16 protein-coding genes, 1 tRNA gene and 1 riboswitch are annotated in these 20,310 nt (G+C 39.7%); of the genes, 6 read left to right on the top strand and 11 right to left on the bottom strand.

Translation table 11 applies throughout. The features are described 5' to 3' along the window. Nucleotides 1-137: 137 nt before the first annotated feature. The gene (locus AC3B6D_RS03070) at nucleotides 138-884 is read left to right on the top strand and encodes a tyrosine-protein phosphatase (RefSeq protein ID WP_489774883.1); all 747 of its coding nucleotides are present in this window, start codon (nucleotides 138-140) and stop codon (nucleotides 882-884) included. Between the two features lie 87 nt (nucleotides 885-971). On the opposite strand, the gene AC3B6D_RS03065 is transcribed toward AC3B6D_RS03070, so the two are convergent. Then, nucleotides 972-1,778, bottom strand: coding sequence for a Cof-type HAD-IIB family hydrolase (locus AC3B6D_RS03065; RefSeq protein ID WP_489757423.1), 807 nt, complete (start codon nucleotides 1,776-1,778; stop codon nucleotides 972-974). Next, nucleotides 1,771-2,427, bottom strand: a complete 657-nt coding sequence (locus AC3B6D_RS03060; RefSeq protein WP_489757422.1) for a sugar O-acetyltransferase — start codon at nucleotides 2,425-2,427, stop codon at nucleotides 1,771-1,773. The genes AC3B6D_RS03065 and AC3B6D_RS03060 overlap by 8 nt, the downstream gene beginning before the upstream one ends. A 160-nt stretch (nucleotides 2,428-2,587) precedes the next feature. Here AC3B6D_RS03060 and glyA point away from each other — a divergent pair, with 160 nt between their 5' ends. Then, nucleotides 2,588-3,823 (top strand): serine hydroxymethyltransferase, encoded by a 1,236-nt coding sequence (gene glyA, locus AC3B6D_RS03055; RefSeq protein ID WP_489774882.1) that lies wholly within the window; start codon nucleotides 2,588-2,590, stop codon nucleotides 3,821-3,823. Nucleotides 3,824-3,904: 81 nt separating this feature from the next. Here glyA and AC3B6D_RS03050 read toward each other — a convergent pair whose 3' ends face one another. Continuing rightward, a complete protein-coding gene (locus tag AC3B6D_RS03050) occupies nucleotides 3,905-5,323 on the bottom strand; it encodes a C69 family dipeptidase (RefSeq protein WP_489774881.1) in 1,419 nt (472 codons plus the stop codon). A gap of 154 nt (nucleotides 5,324-5,477) precedes the next feature. On the opposite strand from AC3B6D_RS03050, the gene AC3B6D_RS03045 reads away from it, so the two are divergent. Beyond that, a tRNA-Gln gene (locus AC3B6D_RS03045) sits at nucleotides 5,478-5,550 on the top strand. Between the two features lie 537 nt (nucleotides 5,551-6,087). On the opposite strand, the gene AC3B6D_RS03040 is transcribed toward AC3B6D_RS03045, so the two are convergent. Then, nucleotides 6,088-7,470 carry an NAD(P)/FAD-dependent oxidoreductase gene (locus AC3B6D_RS03040; RefSeq protein ID WP_489774880.1) on the bottom strand — a complete coding sequence of 461 codons (1,383 nt, stop codon included), beginning with the start codon at nucleotides 7,468-7,470 and terminating at the stop codon, nucleotides 6,088-6,090. A gap of 283 nt (nucleotides 7,471-7,753) precedes the next feature. On the opposite strand from AC3B6D_RS03040, the gene AC3B6D_RS03035 reads away from it, so the two are divergent. Together AC3B6D_RS03035 and AC3B6D_RS03030 are read left to right on the top strand one after the other, a co-directional pair. Further along, nucleotides 7,754-10,165 (top strand): Xaa-Pro dipeptidyl-peptidase, encoded by a 2,412-nt coding sequence (locus AC3B6D_RS03035; protein WP_489774879.1) that lies wholly within the window; start codon nucleotides 7,754-7,756, stop codon nucleotides 10,163-10,165. A gap of 34 nt (nucleotides 10,166-10,199) precedes the next feature. After that, nucleotides 10,200-11,255 carry a YdcF family protein gene (locus AC3B6D_RS03030; protein WP_489774878.1) on the top strand — a complete coding sequence of 352 codons (1,056 nt, stop codon included), beginning with the start codon at nucleotides 10,200-10,202 and terminating at the stop codon, nucleotides 11,253-11,255. Nucleotides 11,256-11,368: 113 nt separating this feature from the next. On the opposite strand, the gene AC3B6D_RS03025 is transcribed toward AC3B6D_RS03030, so the two are convergent. From AC3B6D_RS03025 to lysA, 7 genes are read right to left on the bottom strand one after another with little or no spacing between them, the layout of a single operon-like run. After that, nucleotides 11,369-12,418, bottom strand: a complete 1,050-nt coding sequence (locus AC3B6D_RS03025; RefSeq protein ID WP_489774877.1) for an aspartate-semialdehyde dehydrogenase — start codon at nucleotides 12,416-12,418, stop codon at nucleotides 11,369-11,371. 23 nt (nucleotides 12,419-12,441) lie between these two features. Further along, nucleotides 12,442-13,623 carry an aminotransferase class I/II-fold pyridoxal phosphate-dependent enzyme gene (locus AC3B6D_RS03020; RefSeq protein WP_489774876.1) on the bottom strand — a complete coding sequence of 394 codons (1,182 nt, stop codon included), beginning with the start codon at nucleotides 13,621-13,623 and terminating at the stop codon, nucleotides 12,442-12,444. Nucleotides 13,624-13,637: 14 nt separating this feature from the next. Continuing rightward, on the bottom strand, nucleotides 13,638-14,396 hold the full coding sequence (dapB, locus tag AC3B6D_RS03015) for a 4-hydroxy-tetrahydrodipicolinate reductase (protein ID WP_489774875.1): 759 nt from the start codon (nucleotides 14,394-14,396) through the stop codon (nucleotides 13,638-13,640). Continuing rightward, nucleotides 14,396-15,310 (bottom strand): 4-hydroxy-tetrahydrodipicolinate synthase, encoded by a 915-nt coding sequence (dapA, locus tag AC3B6D_RS03010; protein ID WP_489774874.1) that lies wholly within the window; start codon nucleotides 15,308-15,310, stop codon nucleotides 14,396-14,398. The genes dapB and dapA overlap by 1 nt, the downstream gene beginning before the upstream one ends. An 11-nt stretch (nucleotides 15,311-15,321) precedes the next feature. Continuing rightward, nucleotides 15,322-16,467, bottom strand: a complete 1,146-nt coding sequence (locus tag AC3B6D_RS03005; RefSeq protein ID WP_489774873.1) for an N-acetyldiaminopimelate deacetylase — start codon at nucleotides 16,465-16,467, stop codon at nucleotides 15,322-15,324. Nucleotides 16,468-16,472: 5 nt separating this feature from the next. Further along, a complete protein-coding gene (gene dapD / locus AC3B6D_RS03000) occupies nucleotides 16,473-17,174 on the bottom strand; it encodes a 2,3,4,5-tetrahydropyridine-2,6-dicarboxylate N-acetyltransferase (protein WP_489769083.1) in 702 nt (233 codons plus the stop codon). 6 nt (nucleotides 17,175-17,180) lie between these two features. Then, the gene (lysA, locus tag AC3B6D_RS02995) at nucleotides 17,181-18,500 is read right to left on the bottom strand and encodes a diaminopimelate decarboxylase (protein ID WP_489774872.1); all 1,320 of its coding nucleotides are present in this window, start codon (nucleotides 18,498-18,500) and stop codon (nucleotides 17,181-17,183) included. A gap of 102 nt (nucleotides 18,501-18,602) precedes the next feature. Beyond that, a riboswitch (Lysine riboswitch) is annotated at nucleotides 18,603-18,782 on the bottom strand. Nucleotides 18,783-18,953: 171 nt separating this feature from the next. Here lysA and AC3B6D_RS02990 point away from each other — a divergent pair. Continuing rightward, complete coding sequence (locus tag AC3B6D_RS02990) at nucleotides 18,954-20,306, top strand: aspartate kinase (RefSeq protein ID WP_489774871.1); 1,353 nt, start codon at nucleotides 18,954-18,956, stop codon at nucleotides 20,304-20,306. Nucleotides 20,307-20,310 lie beyond the last annotated feature (4 nt).

Genomic DNA, 20,310 nt, shown 5'->3' with positions numbered 1-20,310 from the left:
ATTGCTTCAGACCTCTTTTGCTTAATTTAATTCTAGTCTACACCCGTTGCATTAAAATTCTAGAAATGTTGTTGACAAATATGAGTTTTATTTTATATTAAGACTATTAATGTAACTTTGAAGGGAAACAATTAAGTATGCAAATTGAACCAGTTAATTTTCGTGACATCGGCGGTATTGCAACGGCAACCGGTCATTTAAAAAAGAATACTTTTTTTCGTAGTGGCCAATTAATTAATTTAACACCAGCAACAAGTGCTTTTTTGGCCAATACTTGTCAAATCAAAACAATTTACGATTTTCGCAGTACTAAAGAAACAGAACAAATGCCGGATACTCCAATTAAAGCTATTACTTGGAAACATTTGGACATCTTGGCTGACGCCACGGCCAATTACGCTTCTATGAATAAGATGGTAGAAAACTCTGGTGATACCCACCAACATATGCTCGAAACTTACGAGCAATTGGTTACCAGTCATTCTGCTCAAGTTGGTTATCACGCTTTTATGATGGATTTAATTGAACAGCCACAACCAATTATTTTTCATTGTTTTGCTGGCAAAGATCGCACTGGTTTTGCAGCTGCTTTAATTTTAAAAGCGGCTGGTGCTAGTGACGAAGCCATTATGGATGACTATTTAAAAACCAACGAATTACGAAAAGAAGCCAACCAAGAAATTGTGGAGCAGCATCGCGATGAAATTACTGATTACCAAGTACAACAATTATTGATTGCTCTGCAAGTGGCACCAGAATATTTACAACATGCCCAAACGGTTTTGATTGCCAAATATGGTAATTTTGATAACTATCTTCAAGCAGGTTTGAATTTACCTGCGGATTATATCGCTCAATTTCGAAAACTATATGTAGAATCCTAAAATATTTCAAAAGACACTGAGCTCACAATTAAGCAATTAAAAAAGCCAACTTTTAACCAAAAGTTGGCTTTTTTAATCACTAAAATATTATAGAACAAACTTTTCAAAGGCTTGCGCAATGCCATCTTGATCATTAGATTGGGTAACATAAGTAGCGTGTTGTTTGGCTAAGTCCGAACCATTCCCCATCGCCACTGCTGTTTGCGCAAAATCGAACATCGGTATATCATTCTGTTCATCACCCATTGCCATTACTTCTTGCGGAGTAAAACCTAATTTTTGACTCAAAGTCTTTAAAGCAATCCCTTTATTAACATCAGCGTGCATTATTTCTAAAAAGTTAGCTGCAGCCCGTACTACATAATTATCCTGACCAAAAGTTTGCTTAACTTCAGCTTCCTGGCGATCTAATTCAGATTTGTCACCCACAAACACTGCTTTAATCATCGTAGTATCATCCGAAACCGCTTGCGGTTGACGAATTAAAATTCCCGCCTGATTTTCCCAAGCTTGAATGACAGTTACCCAATTTACATCTTGGTTACTAGTGTAAATCTGACTGTCAGCATCCAGGACATTATAGGCCAAGTGATGTTCTTGGGAATAAGTATCGACCAGTTGATAAGTAGCTTTCGTCAAACCTTTTTGACTAAGTTTTTCACCAGTTACCGATTCAATTACCGCACCATTAAATGTAATAACATATTGATCTGGTTGTTGAATCTTTAATTGGTTTAAAAATCCTTGCACACCAGCTAAGGGGCGGCCCGAGCATAAGACAACTTTCACGCCGTTATTAACTGCTTGACCAATCACTTGAATCGTTGACGCCAATAATTCACCTTTACTATTTAATAACGTATCATCAACATCAATTGCGACTAATTTAATCATTGCTTTCTCCTTGAATTGTATTTTGCATCTGCTTTTGTGCTTGCCAATAATCGCTGCGCTGCTGGCGCCAATACTGATAGTCTTGCGCATTGATCGTTCGCAGCACGCGAGCAGGGTTACCAACTGCGACACTATTTTCCGGAATATCTTTCGTAACTACTGAACCCGCACCAATCACGGAATTCTTGCCAATAGTTACTCCAGGTAAAACACTAACACTCCCACCCAACCAAACATTGTCTTGAATAACGATTGGTTGACCAAACTCCAGTCCTTCTTTACGTACTGTCGGATCCACCGGATGCCCTGCAGTGTACAAGCTGGTATTTGGTCCGATTAGCACATCATTACCAATTGTAATCGAATTAACATCTAAAAAAGTACAATTTTGATTAGCATAAAAATTATCACCAATGAAGACATGGCGCCCATAATCAACATAAACTGGCGGATTAACATACAGATTCTGTCCGGCTTTGCCAAACAACTGATGTTCTAAGGCCACAATTTGTTCAGTTTGATTTAAAGGAACTTGATTAATTTTTTGAGCAATCAATTTACCCGCCATGGATTGATGTTCTGGTAAAATTTGATCAGAACGATAAAGTTTACCTTGCTGTAATTGTTCATAATCAAAATCAGATTGCATTTTTACACCTCCTGTGGCTAATTATGGCATAGATTGAGGCATTATGAAAACGTCATTATAGTAGTATTAATACTTTCTTAATCTTTTTTTCTTAAAAAACCGTTTTGCGTTTTATTATATAATATAATGATATTAATCATAAATAGTAAGGAGGATTATGATGACAACTTATCAAGAACAAGATCCCCAGTTATGGCAGCTCATTGCTCAAGAACAAGATCGTCAAGAACACAATATTGAACTGATCGCTTCGGAAAATATTGTTTCAAAAGGAGTTTTAGCCGCACAAGGATCCGTTTTAACTAACAAATACGCCGAAGGTTATCCAGGCAAACGCTACTATGGTGGCAATGAATACATTGACCAAATTGAACAATTGGCCATTGACCGCGTGAAAAAGCTTTATCACGCTGATTACGCTAATGTCCAACCACATTCCGGTTCCCAGGCTAATGAAGCTGCTTATCGTGCCCTAATTAAACCTGGTGATCGCGTACTAGGCATGGACTTAGATGCGGGCGGTCACTTAACTCATGGTTCGAAAGTTAATTTTTCTGGTAAAACTTATGACTTCTATAGTTATGGTGTCGATGACAACGGCTTTTTAGATTATGATCAAGTCCTAAAAGTTGCACAAGAAGTTCAGCCCAAATTAATTGTTGCTGGCGCTTCCGCCTATAGTCGCGTAATTGATTTTCAAAAATTCCGCGATATTGCCGATCAAGTCGGCGCCTTATTAATGGTCGATATGGCTCACATTGCTGGCTTAGTAGCGGTGGGGTTACATCCTAGCCCGGTTGGCGTAGCCGACATTGTAACTTCAACTACACATAAAACGTTACGTGGTCCACGAGGCGGCTTTATTTTAGCCAAGGAACAATATGCCAAAAAAGTTAAAAGCGCAGTTTTCCCAGGAACCCAGGGTGGTCCTTTAGAACATGTCATTGCTGCTAAAGCAGTAGCCTTTGGTGAAGCCAGTCAACCGAGTTTTAAAACTTACCAGCAACAAATTCTCAATAATGCCCAAGCTATGGCAGCTGTCTTTAATGCTGATGAACAAGTCAAAGTCTTAACCGGCGGTACCGATAATCACCTAATGACCTTAGATTTAAGTCAAACCAAGTTAAACGGTGCCCAAGTTCAAGATTTATTGGATCAAGTACGCATTACTACTAATAAAGAAGCAATTCCTAATGATCCGCTGCCACCTTCTAAAACATCGGGTCTACGTTTAGGGACACCAGCGATTACTAGTCGCGGTTTTGATGAACAAGATAGCCAATTAACCGCCAAATTAATCTTGCAGGTCATTCACAACGCTGATGATTCCGCGCAATTAGACCAAGTTAAACAACAAGTGCAAGCATTGACTGCCAAGCATCCAATTCAACGTTAATTTTAAAATAAAAAAACTACTTAGTTTAGTAAGGAGGAATTGCTCCTCATTGAACGATTACTAAGTAGTTTTTTATTTTTATCATAAATTCAAATCGGTTTGGTAATTTAACGGCGACAAAGCGGTAGACCGCGTCACTAATTCGGCAATCAATTGTCGATACTGTTGCGCCGCATACTGCGCATTTTCTTGTGAACACTTGGTTAAATAATTTGCTAACATGGACTGATCACTAAACTCCTGCGCTGTACGGTCACTCTGGTGCAAAGCATAATTCAAGTGGGCTGTAATCTTTGTTTGATAATCTTTTAAAAGTGAACCAAATTCATGATAGTGACTATCAACCAAGACACCTGCCAATTTATAAAGCCAATAAGCAGACACACTATCATACTTCAGATCGCCTACTTGATAAAAATCGGGTGTTTCATTCATTCCTAAATAAAATGGCACATAAACACTTTGAGCACTAACCCCCATAGCCAACCACTGAACACAAGCAATGGCTGGACGCCAATTGGGACGAATTTGCAGTAAATGGGATTCTTGAGTTTTCGCCAAACTAATTGGACGGAATGGATGTTCCTGCTGATTTAAAATGTCATACGGTGTTTTTTCATAGTGCGAAGAGAGATACATTTTTGCGTCATCAATACTCAATTTATGTTGCGGCTGATGTAAGAAGGACAATTTTTCACTCGTAGGCTGTTCATCAGTAACTCCGGAAAATTGTTGCTGTCCCCACCAAACACGGGGTGTATTATAATGTTCATCAAAAGCGGTCTGTGTTCCAAAAATTTGTCGAAAATTAAATCCAGATGTTGCAGGATTCAACTGATGCTCAATCACAAACTCTTTGAGATCATCTTTAAACATAAAATTATAATTATCTTCAAAATCAATTTCTTGAATGGCAACTTGATTGGCGACAACAGCATAACTATCATCAGGAATTCGTTGGGCGGCCCATTGATGACCACAAACAATTTCCATATACCAAGCTTCTTGTTGGTCAGCAAATAAAATGCCATTGGATTCACAAGTGCCATATTTTTCCACAATACTGCCTAGACGTTCCACTCCTGCTCGGGCGGTTTTGACGTACGGCAAGACACAAGTTATCATCGCTTCTTCACCAATACCATCAGTCACCAAGGGATCGGCTCCTAAAGCGGTTGCATTGGTATAAGTACTTTCGGTGGCGCTCATAGCGACCCCAAATTCATTAAAACCATCCTCTTCAAATAGACCGTTCTTTGAGGTACATTCTGGAGTCGCTGTATATTTAAAGCGTTCTTTAGGCAACGGCATTTGAAAATGATTGGCTTGTGAAACAAATTGTTGTGCAGTCGTAAACTGTTGATGCTGATGTACTAGAAAATGTTTCGGTAACGCGGTATTAGCATCTTCATTGCGTCCAATAATAATTGAACCATCCAGGCTAGCATTTTTACCAATTAAAATACTAGTACAAGCACTGGTTCTATGTGGGGTTTCCATTGTTTAACCTTCTATCTAACATTATTTAATCAACTTATTTTAATTGTAGGCATGTTTATGCAGCAGTGCAACTAATCCCCCAATTAATCTTTAATTTTTCAAATTGCTATTGACACAAACGCCATATTTCGATAGTATATTAATGTTGATTCATTGGGTATTCGCCAAATCGGTAAGGCAACGGACTCTGAATCCGTAATTTGTAGGTTCGAGCCCTACATACCCAATCAGTTCTAAAACGTCAAAATACCAACCAAAAGGTTGGTATTTTTTTATGTTATTAAATTTTTAAAATAAAATGAGCATTAGGTATCATAAAATTGGTTAGTACGCACGATGCTAGTTAAAAAATAATTGAAATAAAAAGCCCGATCTCTAAACTATTTATACTATCATAATACCTCTTCTTTTTGTCCATAACATTTCCTTCAGATTTCCCCCAGATCACGAAATATAATTTTTAACGGCAACTCGGGTGCCATCATGTTTAAAGACGTCTTTATCTACATGCCAATTATAACACGACTATTTAAAAACTAACAACCTGCCATTTTGGTAAACTTCAAAGAATTCAATTTATGCCTGATCAAACTGATTTTGCATCATTCGCACCAAAATTAAATTGTGGTAAATCCATTCAGCAATTAAAACCAAAAAATGATATGTTTTGCAAATATCAGCTTTCTTTGCAAAGCATATCATTTTTAAATTAAGAAAATATTCTATAGCTCAATACTTAATCATGATTTTCATCACAGCCATTATTATTTAGTAAATTCTGGTTCATTTAAAGCATGTTGGGCAGCTAGATTGAGTAAGCTCCATTGCCGATCGAATCCGGGCTGGAAGAAGAAGTCCGCTTCTGCTAAATCTTCGACCGTCAATTGGTGTTGAATGGCTAAGGCTAAGACGTTAGCTTGTGCTGTAATATCATAAGTTGACAAGACTGCCCCTCCTAATAGCACATGACTTTGCGGATCAAAGAATAATTGCACGTAGACAGCTGGATTATTTGCACCACTAGGAACATAACTTGGCCGCAAAGTATCTTGGTAAAATGAACTAGCTAGCTGAACTCCTGCACGCTCGGCCGTGCTACTATTCAAACCACTTTGGGCAAAATGATAGTCAAACACACTCAAAGCTGACGAACCCACTACGCCCTTGAACGGCTGTGCCGGTTGTTCTTCAAATAAGTGTTGCACCACATAACGAGCTTCGCGCCGGGCTACCGTCGCTAAGGCAATGGGCATTTTTTGTCTAGCAGCTACCGAGTAAGCTAAGGTTGCATCCCCGATTGCATAAACATCTGGCAAATTAGTCCGCAAATATTCATCCGTTTGAATAAAACCGCGTTCATCTAAAGCAACCGTATCTTGTAACCAGTCAGTTACCGGTTTGACGCCTGCTGCTTGAATGACTAAATCACTGGGATAAGTAGCTTGCTTACTTTTGACGGCCTGAACTTGACCCGCTTGACCACTAAATTCCGTAATCTGGACATTAGTTTGAACATTAACACCTTGATCAGCTAAATGTTGACTTAAGATATCTGTTAACGGGGCATCTAAATACATTCCCAAAGGGCGCGCAATCACGTCTAATAAAGTAACTTTTTTACCAGCTTTCGTGGCGGCTTCCGCAGCTTCAATCCCAATATAACCGGCACCAATGACCGTTACATTTTTAACCATTGGATCTGCTAATTTAGCCTTGATTTTGGTAGCCCAATCTAAGCCCCGCATCAAATAAACATTATCTAAATCAGTTCCTGGAACTGGCAGTGATTTGGGTTGGACACCGGAACTCAAGATTAGTTTATCATAAGCAACCGTTTGACTTTGCCCCGTTGTTACATCTGTTACTGCTACTGTTTTTTGATCACTATTAATCTGAGTCACCTGGTGATTACTTAAAATGTGCACGTTATCTTGCGGGAAACTCTCCGCGCTAAAGTTGCGGACATCATGAACATCAGTCACGCTGTCTTCCAAATACAATTCCATACCGCAAGACATAAACGAAATAAAATCGCCGGCCTCAAATAACGTAATCTCGACCTGATCATGATAACGATTGAGTAATTCCAAGATGGACTGATGACCACCATGAGAAGCACCAACAATTACAACTCTCTTTTTTTTCATAAAAAATCTTCCTTTGAAAAATCAAATTAGTGATCCCATCAAATTGCTATTATTGTAGCAATAATTATTCAATTTAATAACAATTTGAACACCACCATTAAAGTTAGCACATTGAATTATAGTTTTCAAAGTTAAATTGGCCTAACAATTTAAATAGGAACGTTTAAAAGCTAAATTAACCAGTAAAAACAATAGCTTAATTTTTATTTTTAAAAATTCATTTAGCTTATTTCACTGTTACTCTATAATAAGAAGCATAACTAACTTGAAAGGAATTTTGGCAATGAAACTTAATCAATTTGGTATTCAACCTACTACTACTGAACAAGAAATTAAAGAACTGCAACAAATCAAATTTCTGTCCAACAGCCAACTACAAAAACCAGCAGCCACACTTTTTGCAGAATTAATCGGTAACTGCTTTCCTGAATTAACTAATCCTACATTAAAAATGCAACAATTAGAGAACCTCATGGCTACCCCCAACTTGACTGTTGCCCAATATCTTCAGCAGTACGATTTTGTCTCACCCAATGTTTTTTATAATGTCTACTTTCAATTACTAGGTTTAGAAATTGACCAAGATTTCACCTTAGCGACACCGCAAAAAACGACAGTCAAATTAAATTACCCCGCTTTTGCGCATAATCATTTAACCACTGCGGAAGTTATTCATGGCTTTTACCAACTGTTAATTACACATACCGTCAACGGGCAAACGTATCTCGATGAATTAGCTAGTCGGGGGTACTTTGTTGAATTAATGAAGGAGCAGCAAGTGCCCCAACCGTTATTTTTTAACGGCAAAGCCCAGCCTGTATTTGACACAACACAATTAATTAACGAAGTCGTTTATGTCGAATCTAGTCAAGACACCGACCACGATGGCCAGCGCGATTTACTCAAAGTCGAAATTACGCGTCCTGCGGAAACCAATAACGGACTTAAAGTCCCTGTTTTGTACACGGCTTCACCTTACAACCAAGGTACTAATGATGCCGCCGGTCAAAAATTAACGCACGAAAATATGGGCTATCAAGAACCCAAACAGCCACAAAAATCTACACTTTCAAATACTCTACCCCAAAATCCACCCATTCCTGCCCCCCGTAAAATCCTGGGCCACACTACTCAAGCGGAACAGAGTTTCGGTAACCATTTTACGTACAGTTTAAATGATTATTTTCTGGCACGCGGCTTTGCGGTTGTTTATGCTGCTGGTATTGGCACCAAAGATTCCGATGGTTTTCGCACCTGCGGTGATCAACAAGAAACCATCTCGACCACTGCTGTAATTGAGTGGCTTACCGAAACACGTACTGCTTTCACCAATAAAACAGACCAAATTCAAATTAAAGCTTGGTGGTCCAACCATAAGATTGCCATGACGGGCCGGTCATATTTAGGAACCTTAGCGACTGCTGCGGCCACCACTGGCGTTAAAGGCCTAAAAACCATTATTAGTGAAGCTGCAATTTCCAGCTGGTATGACTATTACCGTGAACACGGTCTGGTCGTGGCTCCTGGCGGTTTTCAAGGCGAAGATTGTGACGTTTTAGCTGAGGAAACTTTTTCTCGGCAAAAACAAGCGGGTGATTATCACAAAGTTCAACAGCGCTGGCAACAACATTTACAACAAATCACCCAGGGTCAAGAACGCGAAACTGGTAATTATACTGATTTTTGGGAACAACGCAATTACCGCCATCAAGCCCAAAATATTAAAGCTGACGTTATTTTAGTGCACGGCTTAAATGATTGGAATGTCAAACCTAAAAATGTACAAAAATTGTGGGCCAAATTACGTGATTTGCCAATTACCAAGAAGTTGATTTTACATCAGGGACCCCACATTTATATCAATAATAATCGTTCGCTAGATTTTAACGATATGATGAATCTCTGGTTATCCTACAAACTTTATGATGTGGATAATCAAGCTGACCAGATTTTACCAACTGTGCTCATTCAAGATAATACAGTTCCAGAAACGTGGCACACCTATGAAGACTGGTGCAGTCCAGCTAATCCTGTACAAACTTACTATTTATCAGATCATTATTTAACCAAGCACCAACCACAAGCCATTGAAAAAGCAAGCTTTACTGATCGTTCACATTGTTTTTTGACCTATTACAATAATGCCAAACAATGGCATGACAACTTAATGAATCTCAACTATTCGACCTTAGCCAACAACCGACTAATCTTTTTGAGCGATAACCCTAATGATCAACTAATTATTGATGGTCGTCCCACAGTTCACTTACGGGTTGCTAGTTCTGATAAGCAAGGCTTCTTAAGTTTGCGCTTAGTCGATTTTGGCACCGCACAACGGCTCAAACCACTCCCCACTACTTTGGCTGCCCAAGCCTATGATCAGGGTTATCATTATCATTCAGAAGATTTAAAAGAATACGAATTAGATTCCCAACGAAGCGACTATCAATTAATTTCTTTAGCACATATTAATTTACAAAACCGCCACAGCCCGAGCCAAGTCGAAAGAGTAACTCCCAATCATTTTTATGATATTGACGTGCAGTTGCAACCTACTCATTATAAATTAAGCAAATTCCATCAACTGGGATTAATAATTTATTCCAGTGATTTTGAAATGACCAATCGTCCCAATAATATTATTGATTATACCTTTGAGTTAAGTCATTGCTCTTTAGATATTCCCCACTTATAATAATGATAATTATATTTTAAAGGGGTCATTTAGTATGCCAACTCATTACTTGCTTTGGGGACTCTGGTTGATTGTTGTCGGCAGTCTAGTCGGTTTAAGTATTAGTCTGGCTCAAAATAAGTTTCGCTTATTAAACGGTGCCTTGGCTAATATTCTCGTTTTTACACTCGGAATTGCTTTAATTTTAACCGTTGAAACCATGCATAACCCTTTGCTGTACCAAATTGTCTACTGGATTGTCGCTGCTATCACTACTGCAATTCTGATCTTTTACGCTTCTTTAGGATTGTTGCTCCTTTGGAATGCGGTTATTGTCTGGCAACACGAAAGTCATTCATTGGCTAATAATTTGACATTAATTTTAGGAATAGTACTTGTTAGCATTCCTATTATTAAATTATGTACGCGCCATTTTCTATCGCCGACTTTCTTTAATTTATATAAGCATATTGTTATCCCCATCGTTGGCTATGTTGTTTTTTGGTTTTTAGCCTTTGTAACTTCTTTTTTAATCACAAGACTCTATCGACCACGCTTCAATCAAGATTACATTATTATTTTAGGTGCGGGATTATTACACGGTGATCAAGTTTCGCCCCTGTTAGCAGCGCGAATCAATGTAGCTTTAAATTTTGCACAGAAACAATTTCAAAAAACAGGCTACTTTCCGTTAATCATTTGTTCCGGCGGCCAAGGAACAGACGAAACGATCCCTGAAGGTCGTGCCATGAAAAATTATGTTTTACATCAAGGTATTGCGCCGCAAAATGTGCTGAGTGAGGAACAATCACGTACTACGTATGAGAATATGCTTTTTTCGAAAAAAATTTTACAAGCCAAACACATCAATTTACAAAATGGTATTTTTGCCACCAGTGACTATCATACCTTTCGTGCCGCCGGTTACGCTCGTTATGTTGGCTTAAATATCACTGGTATTGGTGCGAAAACGAGTCACTTTTTTGTGCCAAATGCTTTTTTACGGGAATATTTGGCCCTATTAAATAATCATAAAAAATTTCATATTATTTGTTTGAGTTTGATTTTAGTAGGTTCACTTTTTGATGTTTGGGCGGTCCTAACCAATTAATCATTAACCTAAATATTTGCTTCAAAGTTAAACGTTTAATCGTATGTAATGAAAAAGTAGCTAGTAACAATCATCATCCTGTGACTGTTACTAGCTACTTTTTATCGCTTAACTTATAACAATTGATCTTCAATCAAACATTGCGCAATTTGGACAGCATTCCAAGCAGCACCCTTTAATAGATTGTCGGCAACCACCCACAAGTTAAAGGCTCCCGGATTTTCTGAATCTGCACGCAAACGTCCAACAAACGTTTCTCGCTTACCAGCAGCCGTAAGTGGTTGCGGATAAAGTTGGTGTTGAGGATCATCTTGGACAACCACACCAGGCGCTTGTACTAACAGTTCACGTAATTGGTTCGCAGTAGCACTTGTATCTTGGACAGTGAAATAGACTGATTCACCATGACCAATCGCTACCGGTACCCGAACACAAGTTGCTGTAACTTTGAGTTGAGGATCGTCCATATCTTCTCGTAAAATCTTTTTAGTTTCATGAATCATTTTCCATTCTTCATGGGTATAACCAGAGTCCTCAAACACATCAATCTGTGGTAATAAATTAAGCGCTTGCGGATAATGTTTACGATCACCTTTGGTTGGTAAAATTTCCGCGGTTAAAGGTTCATTATTTAAATACTGTCGGGTTTGTGTTAATAACTCATTTAAAGCGGATTGTCCCGCACCAGAAACTGCTTGATAAGTGGAAACAATCACTTGTTGCAAACCAAATTTTCGATCAATAGGAGCTAAAGCCATTAACATTTGAATCGTGGAGCAATTAGGATTAGCAATAATGCCATGGTGATGCGCCAAAGCAGTTCGATTAACTTCTGGAATCACCAGAGGTACCTCGGGATCCATCCGAAAAGCACTAGTATTATCTACACAAATCGCTCCGGCAGCCACCGCATGCGGCAGTAAATGCTTGGAGACTGCGCCACCAGCTGAAGATAAAACCAAATCGACGTTTTTAAACGAATCTTCGGTCGCTTCTTGAACGGAACATGTGGTCTCACGAAAATGTAATTTTTTACCAACTGAGCGTTTAGAAGCTAATAATTTTAAATTTTTTACTGGAATTTGTGTTTGTGCTAATTGTTCAATCATTCTGGTACCTACGGCACCAGTAGCTCCTAAAATTGCTACATTGTACTCTTTCATCTTTTCAATCTCCTAATTACTTTTTACTTCAGTAACCAATCACGCATTTGCTGGACCGCTTGCTGTAATTTCTCTTGACTAGCAGCAAAGGAAAAGCGAATGTAGCCTTGACCTGCTTGGCCAAATGCTCGCCCGGGCGTACAGCCAACTTTGGCTTTTTGCGCTAACAACCGCGCAAATGCTAAATCATCATCACCAAAGCGAGCCGGTATTTTGGCAAACATATAAAATGCTCCTTGCGGTTTGACTGGGGTAAAGCCCAAATTAGTTAACTCTTGGAACAAGTAATCGCGCCGCTGTTGGTACAAGTTTACTGCTTGCTTGGGATCTGCATCGCCTTGAATTTGCAGTGCTTCGGTCGCCGCCGCTTGTGACGGATTAGGCGGACAAGTTACTAAAAAGCCGTGCATTTTGGCAATTAATTGAATCCAAGGTGCTGGTGCTACCACATATCCAGCCCGGTAGCCGGTCATCGCATGTGATTTTGATAAACCATTGACTAATACGGTGCGTTCACTAGCAAATTGGGCAATCGACTCGTGTTGACAGTGGTCATACGTCAATTCACTATAAATTTCATCAGCAATAATCCCTAGATGATAGTTGCGACTAAGCTGCGCCAATTGCTGCAATTGTTGATGTGAATATTCTTGACCAGTAGGATTTCCCGGGTAATTTAAAATTAAAAATTTAGCATTCGGATGTTTATTTAGAGTAGCTGCTAATTGCTCCATTGCCAAAGTAAAATTAGTGGGCGCAGTGTTAATTTCTATCATCTTGGCTCCTGCCAATTTTAATAGTGGAAAATACAATGCGTATGTGGGTGTTGGGATTAAGACTTCATCACCTGGATTAACTAAAGCAAAAATCGTTGCTGTCAACGCCTCGGTTGCCCCAACTGTGGCAATGATTTCCGTTTCTGGGTCGTACTCTAATTCGTATTTGCGTTTTAAATATGCACTAATAGCTTGCCGCAATGCAACTGTCCCTTTTTGTGGCGAATAATGTGATTCATTTCGTTGAATACTAGCAATTGCCGCTTGTTGTACATGCAATGGTGTATCCAAATCTGGTTCGCCTAACGTTAATTTCAAAATTCCCGGAATATCGGAAATTTCTTGATCAAATTGTCGAATTGCTGAAGGTTCAATGGCCGCTAAGGTTTGATTACCTGCTGATTGTAAATCATCTGCTAATTGTGGCATGCTATTAACTTCCTCTATAAAATATTTTCTAAGCCCCAAACTAGTTGAGTCAATTGTGGCACCTTGTCTAAGGCCACATCAACGCCGCGCATAAATGAACTGCGATCAAACGAATCTTGACGAATACTCAAAGCTTCACCTGGTCCGCCAAATAAAACTTCCTCGTGAGCTACATAACCCGGTAAGCGAACTGCATGAATGGCTACGCCCTCATGATCTAACCCTCGAGCCGCTTGGGCAAAAGTTGGATTAGAACGTGCTACTTTACGACCAGCTTGAATCTTGCGTGCCGTATTCAAAGCGGTTGCTGAAGGCGCATCTTTTTTATCTGCATGATGCAGTTCAATCACTTCTGCGTCTGGGAAATATTCAGCCGCCATTTGGGCAAAACGTAACAACAACACCGCCGATAAACCAAAATTAGGGGCAATCAAACCGCCTAAACTTTGTTGTTGTGCTAAATTTGTGAGTTCTTGAACTTGTTGTTCATCTAAACCACTAGTTCCAATAATTGGTCGCATTTGGTGATTTAATGCAAATTGCGTATTTTCAAAGACGGCTTGCGGCGTCGTAAAATCTAGCCATAAATCATAAGTTTGGTTAATTTGTTCCAATTTAGTAAAGCGTTGCGTCGTGGAACTGAGTTCTAAATCAGTTGTGTCAGCTTGGGGCGCTAAAATGGCCGACACTTCATAATTGGACTTATTTTGAACTAATTGAACTGCTTGTTGACCCATTTTGCCCGTCGCACCAGCTACTAAAACTTTATACATTATTTATCCTCTTCCAAGTCAAAACTTAAATTATCACTTAATTGCTGAACTCCTAACGCTTGGGCCACCTGCGCTTCTTGATCAGACGTTAAAGTTGCAATTGGTAACCGACAACTCCCCGTTGTAAAACCTTGAGCATTTAAACTAGCTTTAACAGCAGACGGTGATGGATACATAAATAACGCATGCATCTTAGGGGTTAACAACCGTTGCCAAGCTCCAGCTTGCGCCACATCACCCGCAGCTAAAGCCGCATACATTTTTGTCATTTCTCTTCCATATAAATGGCTGGCTACTGAAATAACTCCTTTGGCGCCTAATACTTTTGCTGTCAAAGCTTGTTCATCTTCGCCAGTGTAAACGGCAAAGTCTTGGGGTACTGCTTGAATAATGGCTTGTAAATCCGTTAAGTTTTCACATTCCTTAACGCCAATAATATTCTTATTATGTGCTAAATGAATAACGGTTTCTGGTCGCATGCTAACGCCAGTTCGTCCTGGAATATTGTAAATCACAATTGGTAGAGGACTTTGAGCCGCTATGGCTTCATAATGGGCAATCATGCCGCGTTGGTCAGGCTTATTATAATAAGGAACTACTACTAAAACGGCATCAATTCCGGGAATTTGCCCGACTTGCTTGGTAAAATCAATCGTCGCTTGTGTGTCATTAGAACCACTACCAGCCACAATCGGTACACGGCTATTAATGGTCTGACTAAAATGTCGGTACAAAGCTAATTTTTCTTCATTAGACATCGTAGCTACTTCGCCCGTAGTTCCGCCAACAATAAAACCTTGACTACCAGTCTGTAGTAAATGCTCAATCAATTGATCCAAACCGTCAAAATCAATTTGATTATCTTCGGTAAAGGGTGTCACAATCGCTGTCATTAATTCTACTTGTTCAAACATTATTCTTCCTCCTATTGTCCCATTCTCTGTTCCAAAAACTTCCGGCCCACGCGTACACCTACTGCCAAAGCCGCTTCATTCGGCTGCAATTGGGCAGTATGTAAACTCGCAGAACTCTGCACTCCCAACCAAAACATTACACCAGGAAAATGATGCAACAAATACCCAAAATCTTCACCAGTCATAGCCGGTTTGGTTTCTACCAATTCAATCTGTGAATCGCTTTGACAAGAATCCATAAACAATTTGGTTAATTGCGGATCATTGACTACTGGCAAATAGCCCCCTTGATTAAGTTTTAACTGAACTTGCAAATCAAAACTTCGCGCAATTCCATGAGCTATATCATCTAGCCGTTGCCCAATTTTTACGATCATGGGTTGATCCAACCCCCGAATCGTCCCAGCTAAATGGGCACGACCAGCAATAATATTCCGAATTGTTCCAGCATTCAGCTGACCAAAAGTAACTACCCCACTGGCTAGAGGATCAATATTGCGAGCTACTATCGTTTGAGCTTGGTTAACAAACTCTGCGGCCGCCACAATCGCATCATGGGCTTTTTGGGGAGCAGCTGCATGCCCACCTTTGCCAATAAAATCAACATCAACCTCGGTAGTTCCAGCAAATAATGTGCCCTGGCAACAACCGATTTGGCCGACTTTCAAATCGGGATTAACATGCAAGGCATAAAATTCGTCTGGCCGAAATTGCCCGGTAAATACACCTGATTTTTCTGCTATAACTGCACCACTATCACTTTCTTCCGCTGGTTGAAAGAAGAATACTAAATTATCTTGTGGTTGATGCTCCGCAAAATATGCTAAAATCCCCAAAGCAATCGTTAAATGAAAATCATGCCCACAAGCATGCATGACACCAGCATGCTTAGATTGATAGCTTAAGTTAGTTGCTTCGGTCAATGGTAAGCCATCCATATCTGCCCGATAACCCAAAGTTCTTTTCGGATCCGTACCTTGAACATGAACCAAAATGGCCGTTGATAATTGACTAATCGTTTGTACTGTTAGATATTGCTGTGGTAATTGCGCAATAATTTGTCTTAAGTAGGCAGACGTTTGCGTTTCTTTTAAAGCTAGTTCGGGGATTTGGTGCAAGTGGCGCCGAATTTGAATTAAATCTTCATTTAATAGCATTAATTTCACAACTTTCGTAAGTCAGATTCTAAACCGGTTTTTTGCTGTGTTTGAGTATCAACTTGTTTAATCACTTTCGCCGGTACCCCCGCCACAACACTATTGGCAGCCACATCCTGGGTCACTATTGCTCCGGCTGCTACAACTGCATGCGATCCAATTTTCACCCCCTCTAAAACTACAGCATTAGCACCAATTAAAACATCATCACCGATAACAACGGGCTGGGCAGAAGCCGGTTCAATCACACCAGCAATCACGGCGTTAGCTCCGACATGAACCCGTTGACCAATCTGAGCGCGCCCACCGATGACTGTGCCCATATCAATCATGGTTTCGGCACCAATTTGAGCACCAATATTGATCACGGCACCCATCATCACCACGGCCTGATCACCAATTTGTACGTGATCACGAATCAAAGCTCCAGGTTCAATCCGCGCATTAACATTCTGAATATCTAACAAAGGCACCGCTGAGTTACGCGCTGTTACTGTTAAATGTTGAGCTGTAATGACGCTTTGGTTAACTTGTAAAAATTCTTGCACCTGAGCATAATCGCCATAAATAACTCCGACTTGCTCGCCAACAAAACTTTCAACCCCAGCTATCGCTTGTAACTTAGATAAATCGCCCTTAATTACTACTTGCACCGGCGTTTTCTTGGGTGCTTGACTAATAAAATTAATAATTTCTTGTGTATTCATCACAAATCACTCTTCTCCAGTTACTTGATAATCTTGATCTAAACGAAGTAAATCCATCGGTGTTTCTCGTTTGACAACTACTTGGCTATGCCCACGTTCGGCAAAAACCACTGCCGGACGTGCTACGCGGTTATAGTTGGAAGCCATTGAATAACCATAAGCACCCGTATCCAAGATTGCTAAAATATCGCCCGGCTGCGTTGGCGGTAAAGGTTGATTCTTAACTAAGATATCACCAGATTCACAATAACGTCCTGCAATAGTTACCGTTTGCGTCGTTTTAGCTTGTGGTGCTTTCGCTAACACAGCAGTATAATCCGCTTGGTATAAAGCGGGGCGAATATTATCACCCATGCCCCCATCTACCGTGACAAAATTACAAATCCCAGCCACTTTTTTATGGGTTCCAATTGAATAAAGACTGACTCCGGCGGCCCCGACTAAAGAACGTCCCGGTTCAATCCAAATTTCTGGTAAAGGTTGTGAAGCTAATGGCCAAGCTTGTTGTAATGTTTGAACAATGGCTTGAACAAATTGCTTAGGAGCCAAATCCTCGTCACTTGCAACATACTGAATACCAAAGCCGCCGCCAAGATTTAAGACTTGTGGTACAAATTGAAATTTTTGGTACCAACTGGCGACTAACTGACATAACTTTTTAACTAACAATTCAAAACCTTCAACAGCCATGATTTGGGAACCGATATGGGCATGTAAACCAATAACTTGTAATTGTGGTTCTGCCAAAGCCTGTTGTAAGGCAGCTTGTGCTTGCTGTGATTGCACATCAAAGCCAAACTTGCTGTCAATTTGCCCAGTTTGATCATATTCATGGGTATGTGCTGAAATACCAGGCGTAATGCGTAGCATAATCGCCACTTTTCGCTGAGGATAACTTTCGTGTAGCAATTGTGTCAACATGTTTAATTCATCAAAATTGTCAACAATGATGACTCCAATCTGATTTTGCACGGCGTAATTTAATTCTGATAATGATTTATTATTACCATGAAAACTAATCTGCGCGGCGGGAAATCCGGCTTGTAATGCCGTCATCATTTCTCCTAAAGAAACTACATCAACATGTACTTGTTCTTGTTGCATCACTTGATAAATAGCTTTCACAGCAAAAGCTTTGCTGGCATAACTAATCGTGGCGTTAACGCCGGCTTGTTGAAAAGCTTGCTTAAATTGATGAACTTGTTGCCGAATTTGGGCGACATCATACACAACCAATGGTGTTTGATATTTATGTGCTAAATCCAGGGCATCGCAGCCCCCGATTGTCAAATGTCCTTGCGCGTTTAATGCCATTGCTGACTGCATGATTGCGACCTCCAGTAAAAATAAAAATTAATAATAAAAAAGGTCCTTTTGCTCGCTTTCGAACAAAAGAACCCATCATTCATTGCTAAAATTATGGCATTAGTTTGTCGTAAGCGCTCCGTAGAGATATTTTTCTACGACAGTCCATAATTTATTCAATTATGTCCCAGAATTTAAGCCCCGGCCTTTGGACTTAATCCTTCGGCAATCGCCCCTTTCACTATATTCTCAGCTGACCAGCTCCTATAGTTACTCTTGTTGATTGCGACCTCTTCGATATGTAAAATATTATAATTAATTAAAATATTTGTCAAGCTATTTTAATTTATTTCGGCAGATAGTTAAAAAATAAGTAGTTGCAGATTAAAAAATAAATGTTAGAATGCAAATTAATCCCCTAATAATTTTAATAATTGGGTAATAATTGATCAAGCAGAGAGGAATTCGTTAGTTATGAAAGTTATTAAATTTGGTGGTAGTTCGCTAGCCACTGGTTCACAATTTCAAAAAATTATTGCCATTATTCGAGCTGATCCTCAGCGCCGCATTATCGTTACTTCCGCTCCCGGTAAAAGATTTTCCCAAGATACCAAAGTAACCGATTTGCTAATCAAATACAGTCAATTAGTTATTAACCATCAGGATTTTACCCCCATTGTGACCGAAATTTGGCAACGTTACGTCGAAATTGCCCAAACTTTTGGTTTATCGAGTCTGCAAATTGCTGACTTAAAGCACCAATTAGACATTTTACCCACTACCACTTTCGCCAATAATGATTATTTAACCGCCGCGTTTAAAGCCCATGGTGAAAAGTTAACCGCCCAATTATTAGCCCTGATCTTGCAACATCAAAATCTTGATGCCCAATACATATCACCGCAAGATCTCGGTTTATTAGTTAGTGATCAACCTCATGATGCTGAAGTTTTACCGCAAACTTATCTTAACCTCAAAAAAATTAAGCTCCAACACCAATATTATATTGTGCCCGGTTTTTATGGCCTCACGGAAAAGCAACAAATTGCGACCTTTTCCCGCGGCGGTTCTGATATTACTGGGGCCATTTTAGCTAAGGGATTTCAAGCTGATCTTTATGAAAATTTCACAGATGTTGACGCTATCTATGCGGCTAATCCCCAAATCGTTGAGCATCCTCAAGCTATCAAAACTATGACTTACCGGGAATTACGTGAATTATCCTATGCTGGTTTTTCTGTTTTTCATGATGAAGCGCTCATTCCGGCCATTCAAGCCCAAATTCCGATTAATGTCAAAAATACTAATCATCCCGATTTACCAGGAACTTTAATTGTACCTGAAAAAGACTTTCACCCTCAACAATTAATGACGGGGGTGGCCACGTCCAACCATTTTGTGGCTCTCTATTTGCACCGTTATTTACTCAACAAAGAAGTGGGCTTCACACTCAAATTACTACAAATTTTTTATAAATATCATATCTCTTACGAACATATGCCTTCTGGAATTGATGATGTTACAATCATCTTTGATCAACGCCAATTTACACCTCAAATCGCCAAACAAATGTGTCAAGAAATTCAAGACACGCTTCATCCCGATCAATTAGAATGGATCGATGATTACGCCATTACAATGATTGTTGGCGAAGGTTTCCGCCAAAAAATTGGGGTCTTAAAAAAGATTATTGATCCGTTAGCACACGCCCATATTGGTTTACACATGATTAATCAGGGGGCTTCCCGTATTTCCATTATGATCGGTACCAAACAATCAGACGCTGATAAGGCCGTGCGGGCCATTTATCATAGTTTTTTCGAATAGGAGA

Source organism: Bombilactobacillus sp. ESL1097, assembly GCF_058107205.1.
This window is presented reverse-complemented; position numbering and strand designations above follow the sequence as displayed.